Origin of the sequence: Herbaspirillum sp. WGmk3 (assembly GCF_023952535.1) — a bacterium.
Classification (GTDB): domain Bacteria; phylum Pseudomonadota; class Gammaproteobacteria; order Burkholderiales; family Burkholderiaceae_D; genus Herbaspirillum; species Herbaspirillum huttiense.
The window spans coordinates 494,909-510,173 of sequence record NZ_JAKYWT010000004.1; the positions used below are offsets into that span (position 1 = coordinate 494,909).

Below are 15,265 nucleotides of genomic sequence, written 5' to 3' on the forward strand. Positions count from 1 at the left end.
GCTTGCCTTCGCGTTTCGGGATACCTGCTGCACCATGTCCACACTCTCCCCACCCATCGCCCTGCTGCTGGCCGCCGGCCGGGGTAGCCGCTTTGGCGCGCACGAAGAAAAGCTCCTGCAGCCCTTCGTCCATCACGATGGCCGCCCCGGCATCGTGGCCACCGCTACGGCTGCAGCCTTGCTGGAAGTGATGCCGGTGCTGGCCGTGGTCCATGGAGAAGGACCGCTGGCCGATGCGCTGCGTGCGCTGGGCTGCACGGTCTGCATGACCGATAACAATGGGCCGCGCGAGATGAGCGCGTCGTTGCGATGCGGCCTGCAACATGCCACGCAGGCAGCAGGCTGGCTGGTGGCCCTGGCCGACATGCCGTGTGTACATCCTTCCACGCTGGTCCGCTTGCGCGACGCGTTGGCCGGTGGCGCCTCCATCGTGGCGCCGATGAGGCGAGGCCGGCGCGGCCATCCGGTCGGATTCGCGCAAGCTCACCTGCCCGCGCTGATGGCCTTGCAAGGGGATCAGGGCGCACGCGCCTTGCTGGCGGCACATCCCGTGACTGAGCTGGAAGTGATGGATGAAGGCATCTTCGCCGATGTGGACACCCGGGAGGATCTGCGCCGGATGCGCGCGCTGGCGCAATGACAAGGACCAGCAAGAGGAAGCCATGCCGTGGCCTGCCCTCCACCGCCCGGCAACGCGCCAGCGATCTCCGGGCCTGTCACGCAAACAGCCACCGCAAGCGGTGGCTGTCCCTGTGGAGATCAGCAGGCCGGCGCGCCCGGCGTTACTCCAGTGCGCGGTTGCGCGATTCCACGTCCACGCAGAGGATGGCAGCGGCCCCTGCGACCAGGAAGGCCGACAGCATCACCAGCGCCAGCGTGAAATGGCTGGCCATGACGGGGGCCACGATGGCCGGGGCGAACAGCCCGCCGAACCGGGCGACCGCGCCGGCCGTACCCATGCCGCTGGCGCGCAAGTCGGTGGGGTAGACCTCGGGCGTGAAGGCATACAGCGCAGCCCAGGTACCCAGCAATGAAAAACTCAGCAACAGCGTGGAGCCCACCACCAGCATCGGGTCGCGGCCCAAGCTGTAGAGCATGCAGCCCACCGCCGAGAGCACCAGGAAGCCTACCAGCGTCGGCTTACGGCCCCAGCGCTCCACCCCATAGGCCGACAGCGCATAGCCGGGCAACTGCACCAGCGCCAGGAAGATCAGGAAGATCTGTCCACGCATGAAGCCAAAGCCTTCCGATCCCAGCTTGACCGGCAGATAGACGAACACGCCATAGTAGGCAATCGAGATCAGCCCCCATGCCAGGAACAGGGACAGGCTGCGGCGCCGCAGGCCCGACGAGAACAGCGCGCTCATCGGCTTGCGCTGTACCACCTCGGGCTGCAGCGGCGGAATCGGCGTGCTGCTGCCGTTGACCTTGGCCACGCGCTCCAGTACCAGGCGCGCCGCATCGGACTTGCCGCTGCGATTGAGATACATGGGCGACTCCGGCACGTAGAAGCGCAGCACCACGCCCACCAGGGCCGGCAGGCCGGTGACGAAGAAGATCACGCGCCAGGCGTCATTGCCCCAGTTCAAGGCCACCAGCGCCAGCACGGCCAGGCAAATCGTGCCGATGGCCCAGAACGATTCCAGCATCACCAGCCAGCGTCCGCGCCGCGCACTGGGCAGGAATTCGGCCATCATGGTGTAATCCACCGGCAGCGTGCCACCCACGCCGATACCGGTGAGCAGGCGCAAGGCCAGCAGCCAGGTGAAGTCGGGGGCAAACGCGGAGGCCACGCCGAAACAGGCATCGATCACCACCGCGCCCATGAGCACCGGCCGGCGGCCGATGCGGTCGGCCAGGCGGCCAAACACGAATGCGCCCAGCAGCATGCCGATGAAGAACATCGTGCCGGTCTGCAGGGCCTGCGGGACCGTGAGGCCAAAGGTCTTGGCGATGGTCGGCGCCGAGAAGCCGATGGACAAGACCTGCATCGCATCAGCCAGCCAGACCAGACCGAAGATGACGAACAAGCGATACTGGAACTTCCCGACCCCGGCGGCCTGTAGCCCCTGTTCCACTGACGCGGGTAGCGTGGACATGCAACTCTCCTCAAATGTTCAAAACGGCACCAGCCCTGCTGGATACCGTACCGGTGGTGACCGGCGACACGATGCAAGGGCCGGGCCTTCCTCGCTTTCCCTCGAAGCGGGCCCGGCGTTCAATCAACCAAGCGCGGTCAGGCGGCTGCCTTGCTGGGCGAGACCAGCGGCTCGGTGAAAACGTCATAGCCAAAGCACCAGGAGGGATCCTCATTGGTGCGCAGCCAGGTATTGTCATGCGAGATGCGCTGCACCTTGCTGGCGCGGGCGGAGCGATTGGCTTCGTACAACGCGAAGGCCTCGCCGTAGTTGCTCACGCCCACTTCCTTGAAGCAGCGCGCCAGCATGGCCCCATCTTCGATGGCCATGGCCGCACCCTGAGCCATGTGCGGCTTCATCGGATGGCAGGCATCGCCCAGCAGCACCAGCCGGCCACGGCTCCACAGCGGCAGCGGATCGCGTTCCAGCAGCGACCACTTGGTCACCTCCACGGTCGCATCCACCAGCGCCTGCACGGTGGGATGCCAGCCACGGAAGGTCTCGCGCATCTCTTCCTTGCTCGACGGCAGCCAGCGATCGTTGAGGTCCCATTTTTCGACCGGCACGCCGGTCACGTAGTACAACTCGTCGGCCTTGCCGGTGACGAAGTAGACCATCATGTGACGATCATCGCTCCACCACTTCACGCAGGCATCAAAGGGCAGCATGCCGGCCTTCAGTTGCGGCGTGGGGAACACGGCGCGGTGCGCCAAGTAGCCGGCGTACTTGGGCGGCTCCACACCCAGCAGTTCTTCACGGATGCGCGAATTCACGCCATCGGCACCGATGACGATATCGGCTTCTTCGGTCGTGCCATCGGCAAAGCTCAGGACCACTACGTCGCCCCGATCGTCCACCTTGGTGAGGCACTTGCTGAAGCTGATGCGGTCGTCGGGCAGCGCCTTGATCAGCAGCTCATGGAAGTCGCCGCGATGCACCGTCAGGTAGGACGCGCCGTAATGCTTGAGCGCATAGTCGCCCAGCGGGATCTGTGCCAGCACGTCGCCGGTCTGCCAGTGGCGGCTGTACCAGAAATCGGGACGGGAACCCTGGCGGTTCATCTCATCCTCGATGCCGATGCGGCGAAGCACCTTCATCACGTTCGGCCCGACGTGGATACCTGCACCCAGGCGGGAGAAGCCGGGCGCCTGCTCATAGACGCGCACATTGAAACCTTCCTGCAACAGCAGCGCGGCGGTTGCCGCACCACCCAGGCCAGCACCGACAACGGCGATACGGGGGGAATTGGACACTCTGATCTCCTTGCAAAATGGGGAAAAAACCTGCGACAAAAAACCGGATACCTGTCTAATTAAATACAGTGTACACACTCTATTTTTAAATGAATAGTGGTTTTTCTCGGAGATTTTCATGCTGCATTGCGGTGCGAAAACGAACCAGAATACAGCAATAAAACCCAATTACGGTGCGACTTCCTGCGAAAACGACCCACCAAGGAGCGGCGAGTCCTCCGTCCCACGATTTAAAGCGTACACATTAGTTTTTACCATCATTTGCCGAGGACTTGCGACGCCTTCATCGCACGCCACAGGCAGTGCCAAGCGCCTCTGCAGCAGCACCCCCGCCAGCCGACTTGGCCGACTCGATTCCCCACAAGCGCGGCAGGACTACGCCATTGCGCAAGGCCACGATCTCCGCCAGGATGGAAATGGCAATCTCGGCCGGCGTCCTGCTGCCGATGAAAATACCTACCGGGCCACGAAGCGCCTGCAGCTCTGCAGGCGACAGGTCAAACAGGCGCAGCCGCTCCCGCCGCGCGGCATTGTTGGCGCGCGATCCGAGCGCACCGACATAAAAAGCTGGCGTCTTGAGCGCCTCCATCAGCGCCAGGTCATCCAGCTTGGGATCGTGCGTAAGCGCCAGCACGGCCGAGCAGGCGTCGGGCTGCATCGCCTCCACGGTGTCATCGGGCATGCTGCGCACCAGCCGCACCCCCGGCAAATCCCATTGGCCCAGGTACTCGCTGCGCGGATCGCAGACCGTTATCTGGAAATCCAGCGCCAGTGCCATGGGACAGAGAATGCGCGAGAGCTCGCCGGCACCGATGACCAGCAGACGGTAGCGCGGACCATGCACGGTAACCAGCCCATGGGCATCCACCTGCAAAGCCGCAGGCGACGACACCGTCTCCAGGCTCACCTCGCCACTGCGCAGGCAAAGCTGCCGGCGCACCAGGCAGCCCTGCCCCAGCATGACCAGCAAGTCATCGATACGGCTGCGCGCAGAGAGTGGCTCGGTCACCAGTTCGAGGGTACCGCCACAGGGCAGGCCAAAGCGGCGCGCCTGGTCGGCATCGACCCCGTAGACCAGCCGCCCCGGACTCTGCGGCCCGATACCATGACGCTGCACGCTGGCGATCAGGTCGTCTTCGATGCAGCCGCCAGAGACCGAACCCACCAGCGCCCCGTCATCGCGCAAGGCCAGCATCGCCCCCACCGGCCGCGGTGCCGAGCCCCAGGTGCGCACCACCGTGACCAGCAACACGCCACGGCCGGCGAGAAGCCACTGCTGGCTGCGCCTGAGTACATCGAGGTCGATGCTGTCCATGCCTGCACTCTCCTCAGAACAGGTGGCGAATACCGATCTGCAGACCATTGACCGTACCGCCCGAGGCCGGCACGTTCTTGCTGATTGGCGCAGCGGCAGCCAGCGAGAAGGTCGCGCCCTTGTTGTTGGCCAGATGGGCGTAGGTGGCGTAGAGCATGGTCCGGCGCGACAGGTCATAGGTCCCGATGAGGCTGAACTGGCGCGCATTGCGGCCCGCACCGGTGCTGTCCTTGGCCCAGCCGTAGCCGGCGCCCAGGGTTGCCTGCCCAGTCAGGCGATAGTTGGCCGAGAGCGAATAGGCGCTGTAGTAGGAACCCGGCGTATTGGTGCTGGCTGCCGCACCGAGGTTGTTGCCACGGTAATAGCCGAGGAAGACCTTGCCGCTGCCGTAGTCGTAGGCACCGCCGGCAAAGGTGGAGCGGATGGTGAGATTGTCATTGGCGCTGTTCTGGGCCGAGCTGCTCACCCCCAGGTAGAGCGGACCGCTCTCGTACTCGCCGGCCAGCATGGCGGTGGACAAGCCGTTGCGGGGCGCAGTCTGTTCGCCCAGCCCATAATAGGCCTGCACCCTGAAGCCGCGCATGGACGGCGAGATATAGCCGATCACGTTGTCGTAGCGCGGCGTATAGGCCGAGACGTTGTTGAGGAAGGACCCGTAAGTCGCCCCCGCAAAGGCATCCAGGCGGGCAATCATCAGGAAGCCCGGCGCATTCTGGCGACCCACGCGCAGCTCACCCAATTCGTTGGCCAAGCCCACCCAGGACTGGCGATTGAACAGGCGAGTGCTGTCATGCATGGCGCCGCTATCGGCGGCGAATCCGTTTTCCATCTGAAAGTTGGCGCGCAGGCCGCCACCCAGGTCCTCAGCCCCCTTGAACCCCACCCGGCTGGCCTGGTAGCCGCCGCTGTCGATCGACGTCACCGACCCCTTGCCGGTCGCGTTGGTATATCCCACGTAGGTATCGATCACGCCATAGAGCGTGACGTTGGATTGCGCCAGCGCGCCGCTCGCGCACAACAGACCCGCCATGCCGACTGCCCATGCCTTTTTCATGTTTCTTCATCCCTTTGATTGATGTGTTGGAGGTAACGCCATTGCCTTGCCGCGCGCACCCATCCCGTCCGGGCAAGCGCCGTCCCGGTGCGCCGGGCTTCTTCTGGAAAATCTTGCCGTGCGCCTACTGGCGCGTTCGGAACATCGCCACCGACTGCTCCAGCCGCCGGCTCTGCCCGGCCAGTGCAGCCGCTGCAGCCGCCGCCTGCTCCACCATGGCGGCGTTCTGGCGCACGGCATCGTCGATCTGCCCGATGACATGATTGATGTGCGCGATCTCGCCGCCCTGCTGGCGCGAAGCTTCGCTGATCTCGCCGACGGTCACGCCGACCTTGCGCGCCAGGGCGACGATCTGCTCAAGGCTGTCGCCGGCCTGGCCGGCCAGCTTCACGCCAGTGGTCACGTCGTGGCCGGAGCGCTCCAGCAACTGGCTGATCTGGCGTACCGCGTCGCCGCTGCGCTGGGCCAGGCTGCGCACCTCGCTGGCAACGACCGCAAAGCCGCGCCCGTGCACGCCTGCGCGCGCCGCTTCCACAGCCGCATTGAGCGCCAGGATGTTGGTCTGGAAGGCGATTCCCTCGATCACCGAGGAAATCTCGGCAATGCCACCGGCGCTGCGCGATATCTCATCCATGCTGCCGATGACCTGGCGAACCAGCACACTGCCCGCCTCGGCGGCTTGCACCGAGGCAGTGGCCAGGCCATGCGCCTGCGCGGCACTGGCGGCATTGCGCTGCACGGCACTGTCCAGTTCAGCCATCCGGTGGGCACTCTGCTCAACGGCCGCAGCAGTCTCTTCGGTGCGGGCAGCCAGGTCCATGTTGGCGTCGGAAATTTCGGCGGCCGCCCCACCCACGGTGACAACCCCTTCGCGCAGGTCGCGCACCAGGCTGGCCAGGCTCTTCTGCATCACATCCATGCTCACTGCCAGGCGCGCAACCTCATCGTCACTCCCCTCCTGCCGGGCTGCAGCCTGGGTAAGATCACCGGCACCGATGCTGCGCGCATGCCGCAACATGCCCTCCACCGGCCGGCTCACGCGGCGCGCCGCCAGGGCCAGCACCGCTGCCTGCCAGAGCGAAAGCAGCACCGCCACGATGGCCAGCCACCCGGCTGCACCACCCGAACCCGCCAGCCAGAACAGCGCCACCAGCAGCAGCGCTGCATTGAGCCCTTGGGCAAAATGCATGCGCCAGGCCAGCGTGGGGGCAAGGCAGAGGCGCATGAGCCGGCCGATGCCGCGCACGCCCAGCCGCCCTTCCCGCAACTCCCACCAGCGCCCCGCACCGCGTCGGCGTGCGGCGGCGAAGGTGCGCATGCGGCGCACTTCCCCATCGGCGGCGCGGGTGCGCACGGTGGTGTGGCCCACGTGCCGTCCATCGACCATGGTGCGGGTAATCGTGGCGCGGGCCCAGAAGCAGCGGCCATCCTTGCAGCGATGGCGCATCACCCCCGTCCATGCGCCGCGCGCCTTGACCGTGCGCCACAAGTCCGCCCCCACTTCGGACGGCGTATCAGGCGCATACATCATGCTGGCCGACTGCCCCAGCAACTCGTCGGCCGCATACCCGCTGCGCGCGACAAAGGCCTCATTGACATAGACCATGCGTCCCTCGATATCGGTACGCGTGATCAGGTATTCATCCTCGCCCAGCGCCATGTCGGCCTGGACATCGTGATGGCCCCGGCCGATGACCGGCAGCCGAGGATCCTGCGTAGCACCTGGCGACAACATCTTTCTCCCTCCTGCGCCGCCAGACCATGCCGACGACGACTCTTGCGCAAGCACAGGCGCGCACCGACAGCCTTGTGCAAGCGTGACCCATCAATGATTTTTTATGGTGTATACACTCTATATTTGCAGTGTAAGCAAAATATAGACCAGCTTTGACCAAGCGCAATACAAAAGCAAACAGGCCGAAATAATATGGACAAATATTGGGAACTACGGGGATTCGACAGGGAACCAGGCTCGTCTCCGCGGCGATTCCAAAGCCGCTTCCAGATTTCTTATTTATAATGTACACACCATATTAATGCAGAAAATAAAAACTGCACAAGCGCAGTGCGTTGTGCACCACGACATCGCGGGCGCAACGACATCAGCGGCGACACGGGCGTGCGCGCCGAAGCCAGGAACAGGAATGGAAGTTCAGCAGACAAAGGCGCCGCCGACAGGGCGGCGGCACGCTCAGGGTGACCGGCGCATTCAGCGCGGACGGGGCAAGGTGAAATTGGAAGAAGTCAGGCTGCGGCCATACCATTCGCCGCCCATGCGGAAGAGCAGATCGACCGCGCCGGCATCGGGCTTGCCGTTGGCGTCGAGCAAGGCATCCTCGACATGGGCGGCCAGCACCTCGCCCAACACCAGGTGGCAGGAAGGCGCTTGGCGCGGATATGGCTCCAGCATGGCCAGCTTGCACTCGAAGCTGGCCACCGCGCCGGCCACCCGGGGCGGCGCCACCATCTGGCTGGGCAAGGCGGCCACGCCGCAGGCCTCGAATTCGCTGGTGCCGGCCTCGAAGGGAAAGGAGCTGGCATTGAGCTGCTGCGCCTGCGCCGGGGCGGCCAGGTTGACCACGAACTGGCCGTGCTCCTGGATATTGCGGACGGTGTCCTTGAGCTGGCCACCCCGCTGCAACAAGGGACAGATCATCAGCGTAGGTGGCCTGCCGGTGACCATCTGGAAAAAACTGAACGGCGCCAGGTTCGCTCTTCCCTGCGCATCCAGGGTCGAGACCCAGGCGATCGGCCTGGGCACGATCAGCGCCGACATCCATTCATAAGCCTCGACGGGCTTGAGCCCTGCGAAATCAATCAACATATCAACTTGCCTCTCCGATGAAAACCACAACCTCCCGGACCTCTTCCGCCGCCACCGGCACTGCGCCGACGCGCCAGCGCGCCAAGGGCCCATCCGGTCCGTATACAGGCGGCAAACAGGACATTAGAATCAGCAGCTGCCCTCTGCTCGCCGCCGGCGACCAGGGCATGCCAAGCCACTCATCCCTGGTGCCCATGACCAAGAAGACCGTTTCCACCCAATATCATTTTTCCGACCAGATCGGCCACCTGCTGCGCCGCGCCTACCAGCGCCATGCCGCCATCTTCCAGCAGCACATCCCGGATTCGCAGCTCACGGCAGCGCAGTTCGTGACCCTGTGCGCCATCCGCGACCTCGGCACCTGCTCGCTGTCGGACATCGTCAAGGTCACCGCCATCGACCAGGCCACCATCCGCGGCATCGTCGAGCGCCTCAAGGCGCGCGATCTGATCGAACTGTCCCACGACGAGGCCGACCGCCGCAAGGTGCTGGTTTCGCTCAGCAAGAGCGCCGCCACGCTGGTGGCCGACACGGTCCCCTTCGCCGCCCAGATCACCGAGGCCACCTATGGCAACCTCAATCCGGCAGAGCGCGTGGCACTGGTATTCCTGTTGCGCAAGATGATCGACGAGTAAGCCGCGCAACCCGCTCACGCTGCCGCCAGCGGTTCCTGCAGGGCCGCCAGGATGCATTGTGCATTGAAGGGAGGCTCGCGCAAGCGCCGGCCTGTCGCATCGAAGAGCGCATTGGACAAGGCCGCCGCGCTTGGCACCGAGGCCGATTCTCCCGCTCCCATGGGCGGCTGGTCCTGGCGTTCCATCAGCACGATTTCGATCGGCGGCACTTCGGTGAAGTGCAGGATGGGATAGGCGCCCCACTCCAGGCTGCTGGTGCCGTGCGGCCCGAAGGCCACGCGCTCCTTCAGGACCCGGCTCAAGGACTGCAGGATGTTGCCGTGCATCTGGTGGCGCACCCCGGCCGGATTGACCATCATCCCGGTATCCTGCCCGACCACCAGCGAGGTGATGGCCAGCGCACCACTGCCGGGATCAACTTCGACATCGATGACCCAGGCCGACCAGGCCGCACCAAAGCCCGGAAACTTGCTGTGTACGTAGCGCGCGTAGGCGATGCCGCGTCCACGCAGCCGGCCATCGGCCCCGGCCTTGCCGCGCGAGCCGTGGGCGTGGGCGACCCATCCGGCCTTGTCCGCCACCGCCTGCAGCAGCTCGCTGGCGCGGGTATCCGGCAGATGCTCCAGCCGGAAAGCCAGCCGGTCCGCTCCGGCCAGTTCGGCGAGCTCGTCGATGAAGACTTCGTGGGCAAAGGAATTGGGCATGGCCGACACCCCGCGCAGCCAGCCGGCACGCACGATGGGGGCAACATCATCGCAATCGACCTGCATGTGAGGATAGGCATAGGGCGGCACGGCGGTACGGTCGCCCATTTCCAGCACGCGCGGCTCGGGTGCGATCCGGCCGGTCAGCAACAGCGCCAGCACCGGCGCATCATTGGAAGGGTAGCGGGTCTGGAAGCGATAGTGCGAGAGCCGGCCCCGGGCATCGATGCCGCCGCACACATCCATGAGCTGCGCCGCCCCCTTGGGCTCCCAGGCGTGCTCCTGCTCGCGCGTGAGCTGCACGCGCACCGGCCGGCCCACGGCGCGTGAGAGCAAGGCGGCATCGGCCACCACGTCATCGGCGCAATTGCGGCCATAGCAGCCGGACGCTTCCAGCCGGATCACTTCTATCCTGCCCTCATCGAGATCGCACAGGCGCGACAGGTCGATGCGCATCACATGGGGGTTCTGGGTGCCGGACCAGACCGTGAGCCCCTCTTGGCGCCAGTCCGCCACGGCACAGGAGGGCCCGATTGAGGCATGCATCTGGTAGGGCCAGACGTAAGTCCGCTCGATGCTGGCGGCGGCGCTGGTGGCGACTGCCTCCGGATCACCCTGTCGCACCAGCGCGCGCCGCCGCGCCGGCAGACTGCGCAGGCGCGCTTCCAGGTCGTCCATGGGCGGCAGCGGCGGGATCGTCTTCCACTGCACTTTCAGCTCACGCATGGCGCGCTGCGCCTGCTCTTCGCGCTCGGCCACCACGCCAACGAAATCGCCCTCCACCACCACCGCGACCAGGCCGGGGATGTGGGCCACCGACTGGCGATCCACCGCCAGCAGGCTGCGGCCGACGAAATCGCCGCCGTCCCGTCCCGGATGAGGCGGACGCACCACGCGCCCGTGCAGCATGCCCGGTACCCGCACATCGTGTACGTACACCGGCTCGGCCCGCACCTTGGCAGGAATGTCGACCCGTGGCGAGTTGCGGCCCACCAGGGTGTACTGGCTCATCGGCTTGAGCGGCACATCACCGGCCTCCAGCGTGAGCACGATATGCTGCCCGCGCAAGAGGTCGAAGCAACTGATGGTGCGGTCCGCCACGTCGCTGTCGATGATGCGGCCCGCTTCGACGCGCAGGCGCCCGGCCGCCGTATCCCAGCGCGCAGCGGCCATCGCCAGCAAATGCTCGCGCGCCTGGGCGGCGGCCTTGCGCAGGGGGATGGCGGAAATCTGGATGGTGGCACTGGCGATGGTCGGGCCCTGGTTCGGCGCCTCCTCGGTGTGCCCCAGGATCATGCTCACCCGGTCCATGGGAACGCTCAATTCCTCCGCCACGATCTGCGCCAGGGAAGTCCGGATGCCCGTGCCCAGGTCGACGTGGCCATTGAAGGCCAGCACCTGGCCTTCGGCCAGGATGGCCACGAACACATCCGGCAAGGGCTGCACATAGGAGGAAGCCGCCCCCGGCTGGCCGGGCGCGGGCTTGACGCCCGGCTGGGCGGCACGGGTCACCAGCAGCGCGTCACCGCGCGCCAGCAGTTGGCGGCGCGCCTCGCGCGGCGTCTGACCGGGAAGATTCATTGCTTGCATGTCAGAACGTCCTGCATGTCACATTCATCGGGTCGCACCGGTCTTCCCCGCTGCGGACATCAACGCTGGCCGACCACCTGCATGGCCTCTTCCAGCGGCATGACGGCAGCATACTTCTGCGCCATGTCGAACAGGTTGGCCTCGTGCGGGCCGATGGCACGGTCTCCCACGCAATCCGACACCACCAGCGGGCGGAAGCCCCAGGACATGGCATCGACCACGCTGGCGCGCACGCAGCCACTGGTGACCGCACCGGCCACCAGCAAGGTCTGCACACCATGCTGCGTCAGCCACGGGGCCAGCGAGGTACCAAAGAAGGCCGATGGCACGGTCTTGCGCACCACCAGCTCGCCGGGGGCCGGGGCCAGCTCCGCCACGATGGCACTGCCGGGCAGGTCTTCCTTGAGGGTGACCATGCCCGGCACCTTCATGCCGAAGATGTTGCGGTCGGCATCATCATCGGCAAACACGATGCGGCTGTGCGCTACCGGCCAGCCTTGCTGGCGGGCATGGGCCAGCAGGCCGCGCGTGCGCGCAATGGCCTGCGGGATGTTGCCGCCGCCGAATTGCGCCGGATCGGCAAAGCTGTTGACGAAATCGACGATCAGCAGCCCGAACGGCGGCTTCATTTCCAGCGTCTGGCCGAAGCCCTGGCGCTGGTAGGTTTCCACTTCCTTGTGCATCGTATCTTCCTTTGCGAAAGGCTGCCGGCCAGGGCCGGCCAGCCTCATTTCGAATTGCCGTAGACGAAGCCGTCCAGCACCTTGCCGTCCTTGACCACTGGCGCGCCATCCAGCGCCACCGTGCAGCGGCGCAGCGGGATGTCGATGTGGCAGGCCGTGGTACGGCTGCCGCCGGCCTCGTTGTTGGGGCCGAAGGAGAACAGGAAATTGCCCTCGAAGGCGCGGGCATCCATGCCGATGGTGGCTTCGCGGTCGTACATGGCCAGGGTGGACCATTGTGCGCGTGGCTGCAGGCCCCAGCCAATGTGCGACATGGCGTAGGCTTCCGGATCCTTGAACGAAGCCATGTAGTCGCTCAGCAATTCGGCGTCCAGTCCGCCTTCGATGCGGGTGACGAAACCATCCTTGACCGTGACCTCGATGGCCTCCTGCGCATAGCACTTCATGGGCAGGAGGATGTCGCCCCGGTCGATGACCAGAGTGCCGTTGGTCTGGCGCTCGTTGGGCCAGGTCAGCACGAAACCGCTGGGCCAGTGGTCCCAGCGTCCCGGCTGGTCCACGAACCCGTACTCCTGGATCACCGGGAACTCGCCCAGCGGGCAGTGCAGGTCGGTGCCGGCATCGGAGGTGATGTGCATCTCGCGCTTGCCTTCCAGCAGGCGCGCCGCCTGTGCCACGCGGCGGCGATCATCTTCGCTGGGCACCATGCGCACCAGCACTTCGGGCGGCTCCACCGCAAGCAGGATTTTGGTACCGGTGGAGAGGATCTCGTGCTGCTCGGGCGAGAACAGCAGGGTCATCAGGTCCAGCACCAGGTCGCTTTCCTTGAGCGCGGCGATGGCCGCGCGGTTGCCGGTCAGCGGGGTGGTGCCGAGGTAGGCCAGCGAATCGCGGCTCAGGGCTTTCTCCGCATTGACCGGCGGCAGGTCAAGGCGATTGACGGTCGCGCCCATGAGCGCAGCAGCGGTCATGGCGGTCGACATGGTCTGCGGATGCGTGCTGCTGCTGGTGAGGACGGTGACGATCTGTCCCGCCTCCAGCCTGGACAAGCTCAGCACCTGCTTCCAGGCGCTGATCAGGTCATGGTCGCTGACGGCCATGGTGTTCTCCTTTGTAATCGGTCATTCGGTGGGCGGGATCTACAGCGTGGCACCGAGGAAGTCGCCGAAGGCGGCATAGAAACCGGCCTCGTTATCCCAGGGAATCATGTGGCCGGCGTCCTCCACGCGGCTCACGACCACCTGCGGCAGCAGGCTGCGAATCTCGGCCACGTCCTCGGGCAGGATGACCTCGCCGCGCGAGGCTTGCATCAGCATCACCGGCAGACGCAGCGCGGGCAGGTCGGCATGGAAATCACCGGTATGGAATTCCTCGAAGCTGGCGATGATGGCGCGCTCGTCGCAGGTATGCAGCCATTCGGCGCGCAGCTGCAACTGTTGCTCGGTCCAGGTCGGACAGAAGGCGCGCATCTGCTCGGCCGAACAGCCGGCACGTGCCAGGCGAATCGAATCCACATACCAGGGCAGCTTGGACGGATAGGCGCGGCGGCCCGGACCGGACACCGGCGGATCCACCATCACCAGCCGCGTCAATGCCTGCGGCGCCTGGCGTGCGGCGCGCGCGCCGATGCGTGCGCCCATCGAATGGCCGACGATGGCATAGCGCTGCAGGCCCAGCACCTGGGCCAGCGCGATCACGTCGGCGGCCTGGGCGTCGACACTGTAGTCCAGCGCATCGGAGGCTAAGGAAAGGCCGCGGCCGCGCACGTCCAGCACATAGGTATCGAACTGCTGGCCGAAACGCTCGCCGACGAAGCCCCAGGTCACGGCGGGGCTGGTGATGCCGGGAACGATGATGACTGCGTCACGCCCGGCGCGCACGCCGCCGCTGCCGCCATAGCGCAGGTAATGCTGGCGGATGCCGTTGGCCTGAACGTTGGCGCCGTAGAGGAAGCTGCTGTGCATGGCCGGCCTCTCAGTAAGCGCCAGAGAGCAGCGCACCCGCACCGGGGACGATGCGATCGAGCTCCAGGCGCTTGAGCATGGCATAGGTGGTCGCCACGGCGGCGGTGATGACCGGCTTGCCCGTCATGGCCTCCACCTGCGCAATCACCGGCAGCGAGGGCATCTGCACGCAGGCCGACAGGACGATGGCATCGACCTGACTGGTATCCATCTGCGCCACGATGGCGGGCAGCCTGGCCGGATCATGGCGGGCCACGTCGAGGTTGTCGGGAATTTCCAGCGCGCGGTAATCCAGCACTTCATAGCCCTCGTGACGGATGTAGTCCACCACCAGCTCGGTGAGCGGCTTCATGTACGGCGCCACCACCACGATCTTCTTCGCGCCGATGACCTTGAGCGCATCGATGAGCGCGCCGGCGCTGGTGACCACGGGCGCATCGGCACCATTGGCGGCGGTGTGGGCAGTCAGGCGCTGCTCGGACTGGCGGTGGTAGCCGCGCCCCATGGCCATGATGGCCACCAGGCAGGCATAGCCCAGCACATCCACGCGGGCGTCCGACAACTCCACGGCGCAACGGTCGGATTCACCATCCATGGCCGCCAGCTCTTCCTTGACCACCTTCTTCATGCGCATGCGGCTGGAGTGGAAAGTGAAACGCTCGGGACGGATCGCCTGGCGTGCCGTGAGCATGGCCGGGATCTCGGTCTCCATGGTGGTGTTGGAACTGGGGACGATTTGCCCGATACGGTAAAGACGCTGCTGCATGTGAGATTCTCCTTGATCTGCCGTGGCCACGCGAAGTGCGCTAATTTGTAATGCATACACTATATTTAATCATTTCCACGATCTTTGCAACAGCGTTTTTCACGCGCACCCGGAGAACGGCAACAATCCCTATTAATGTGCGCCGCAGCACCAAATACGGGAGTTTTAGCCATCATCACGCACCACTACGAGACCACGCAGTGCAGCATGAAAATTTGCGATTTACTTGGCATTATTCAATGTGTACACTATTTCTCACCATAAAGAAGCTGCCCCGACTGACAGCTCCCGCGCGCACGCGCATACTTCCTCGCAGCAAGCGCATTGGCATGAAGGATG

Annotated in this window: 13 protein-coding genes; 2 read left to right on the top strand and 11 right to left on the bottom strand. The window is 65.3% G+C overall.

What is annotated here, in order from left to right; genetic code table 11:
- The first annotated feature begins 34 nt into the window (after positions 1–34).
- The gene (locus MKD49_RS17870) at positions 35–640 is read left to right on the top strand and encodes an NTP transferase domain-containing protein (protein ID WP_252696962.1); all 606 of its coding nucleotides are present in this window, start codon (positions 35–37) and stop codon (positions 638–640) included.
- 142 nt (positions 641–782) lie between these two features.
- Here MKD49_RS17870 and MKD49_RS17875 read toward each other — a convergent pair whose 3' ends face one another.
- The 6 genes from MKD49_RS17875 to MKD49_RS17900 form a co-directional block, all read right to left on the bottom strand.
- Positions 783–2,099, bottom strand: a complete 1,317-nt coding sequence (locus MKD49_RS17875) for an MFS transporter (protein WP_252696963.1) — start codon at positions 2,097–2,099, stop codon at positions 783–785.
- A 137-nt stretch (positions 2,100–2,236) separates the two neighbouring features.
- Positions 2,237–3,391: an FAD-dependent monooxygenase gene (locus MKD49_RS17880; RefSeq protein WP_252696964.1), complete on the bottom strand. Its 1,155-nt coding sequence runs from the start codon at positions 3,389–3,391 to the stop codon at positions 2,237–2,239.
- 283 nt (positions 3,392–3,674) lie between these two features.
- Positions 3,675–4,706, bottom strand: a complete 1,032-nt coding sequence (locus tag MKD49_RS17885; protein ID WP_252696965.1) for an XdhC family protein — start codon at positions 4,704–4,706, stop codon at positions 3,675–3,677.
- Between the two features lie 13 nt (positions 4,707–4,719).
- A complete protein-coding gene (locus MKD49_RS17890; RefSeq protein WP_252696966.1) occupies positions 4,720–5,760 on the bottom strand; it encodes a porin in 1,041 nt (346 codons plus the stop codon).
- Between the two features lie 124 nt (positions 5,761–5,884).
- On the bottom strand, positions 5,885–7,495 hold the full coding sequence (locus tag MKD49_RS17895) for a methyl-accepting chemotaxis protein (protein ID WP_252696967.1): 1,611 nt from the start codon (positions 7,493–7,495) through the stop codon (positions 5,885–5,887).
- A 474-nt stretch (positions 7,496–7,969) separates the two neighbouring features.
- Positions 7,970–8,584, bottom strand: coding sequence for a flavin reductase family protein (locus tag MKD49_RS17900; RefSeq protein WP_252696968.1), 615 nt, complete (start codon positions 8,582–8,584; stop codon positions 7,970–7,972).
- Positions 8,585–8,778: 194 nt separating this feature from the next.
- Here MKD49_RS17900 and MKD49_RS17905 point away from each other — a divergent pair, with 194 nt between their 5' ends.
- Positions 8,779–9,219, top strand: a complete 441-nt coding sequence (locus tag MKD49_RS17905) for a MarR family winged helix-turn-helix transcriptional regulator (protein ID WP_186450196.1) — start codon at positions 8,779–8,781, stop codon at positions 9,217–9,219.
- 14 nt (positions 9,220–9,233) lie between these two features.
- Here MKD49_RS17905 and MKD49_RS17910 read toward each other — a convergent pair whose 3' ends face one another.
- From MKD49_RS17910 to MKD49_RS17930, 5 genes are all read right to left on the bottom strand, one after another.
- Positions 9,234–11,504 carry a xanthine dehydrogenase family protein molybdopterin-binding subunit gene (locus tag MKD49_RS17910; protein ID WP_252696969.1) on the bottom strand — a complete coding sequence of 757 codons (2,271 nt, stop codon included), beginning with the start codon at positions 11,502–11,504 and terminating at the stop codon, positions 9,234–9,236.
- A gap of 68 nt (positions 11,505–11,572) precedes the next feature.
- The gene (locus MKD49_RS17915) at positions 11,573–12,196 is read right to left on the bottom strand and encodes an N-carbamoylsarcosine amidohydrolase (protein ID WP_252696970.1); all 624 of its coding nucleotides are present in this window, start codon (positions 12,194–12,196) and stop codon (positions 11,573–11,575) included.
- 44 nt (positions 12,197–12,240) lie between these two features.
- The gene (locus MKD49_RS17920; RefSeq protein WP_252696971.1) at positions 12,241–13,296 is read right to left on the bottom strand and encodes a 2,5-dihydroxypyridine 5,6-dioxygenase; all 1,056 of its coding nucleotides are present in this window, start codon (positions 13,294–13,296) and stop codon (positions 12,241–12,243) included.
- 39 nt (positions 13,297–13,335) lie between these two features.
- Complete coding sequence (locus MKD49_RS17925; protein WP_252696972.1) at positions 13,336–14,160, bottom strand: alpha/beta fold hydrolase; 825 nt, start codon at positions 14,158–14,160, stop codon at positions 13,336–13,338.
- A gap of 10 nt (positions 14,161–14,170) precedes the next feature.
- Positions 14,171–14,926, bottom strand: a complete 756-nt coding sequence (locus tag MKD49_RS17930) for an Asp/Glu racemase (protein WP_013233344.1) — start codon at positions 14,924–14,926, stop codon at positions 14,171–14,173.
- Positions 14,927–15,265: the final 339 nt, after the last annotated feature.

Coding starts and splice junctions, on each gene's coding strand:
- MKD49_RS17920 (WP_252696971.1), bottom strand. CDS start 13,296: ATGGCCGTCAGCGACCATGACCTGATCAGCGCCTGGAAGCAGGTGCTG.
- MKD49_RS17895 (WP_252696967.1), bottom strand. CDS start 7,495: ATGTTGTCGCCAGGTGCTACGCAGGATCCTCGGCTGCCGGTCATCGGC.
- MKD49_RS17870 (WP_252696962.1), top strand. CDS start 35: ATGTCCACACTCTCCCCACCCATCGCCCTGCTGCTGGCCGCCGGCCGG.
- MKD49_RS17925 (WP_252696972.1), bottom strand. CDS start 14,160: ATGCACAGCAGCTTCCTCTACGGCGCCAACGTTCAGGCCAACGGCATC.
- MKD49_RS17900 (WP_252696968.1), bottom strand. CDS start 8,584: ATGTTGATTGATTTCGCAGGGCTCAAGCCCGTCGAGGCTTATGAATGG.
- MKD49_RS17885 (WP_252696965.1), bottom strand. CDS start 4,706: ATGGACAGCATCGACCTCGATGTACTCAGGCGCAGCCAGCAGTGGCTT.
- MKD49_RS17930 (WP_013233344.1), bottom strand. CDS start 14,926: ATGCAGCAGCGTCTTTACCGTATCGGGCAAATCGTCCCCAGTTCCAAC.
- MKD49_RS17890 (WP_252696966.1), bottom strand. CDS start 5,760: ATGAAAAAGGCATGGGCAGTCGGCATGGCGGGTCTGTTGTGCGCGAGC.
- MKD49_RS17875 (WP_252696963.1), bottom strand. CDS start 2,099: ATGTCCACGCTACCCGCGTCAGTGGAACAGGGGCTACAGGCCGCCGGG.
- MKD49_RS17905 (WP_186450196.1), top strand. CDS start 8,779: ATGACCAAGAAGACCGTTTCCACCCAATATCATTTTTCCGACCAGATC.
- MKD49_RS17915 (WP_252696970.1), bottom strand. CDS start 12,196: ATGCACAAGGAAGTGGAAACCTACCAGCGCCAGGGCTTCGGCCAGACG.
- MKD49_RS17910 (WP_252696969.1), bottom strand. CDS start 11,504: ATGAATCTTCCCGGTCAGACGCCGCGCGAGGCGCGCCGCCAACTGCTG.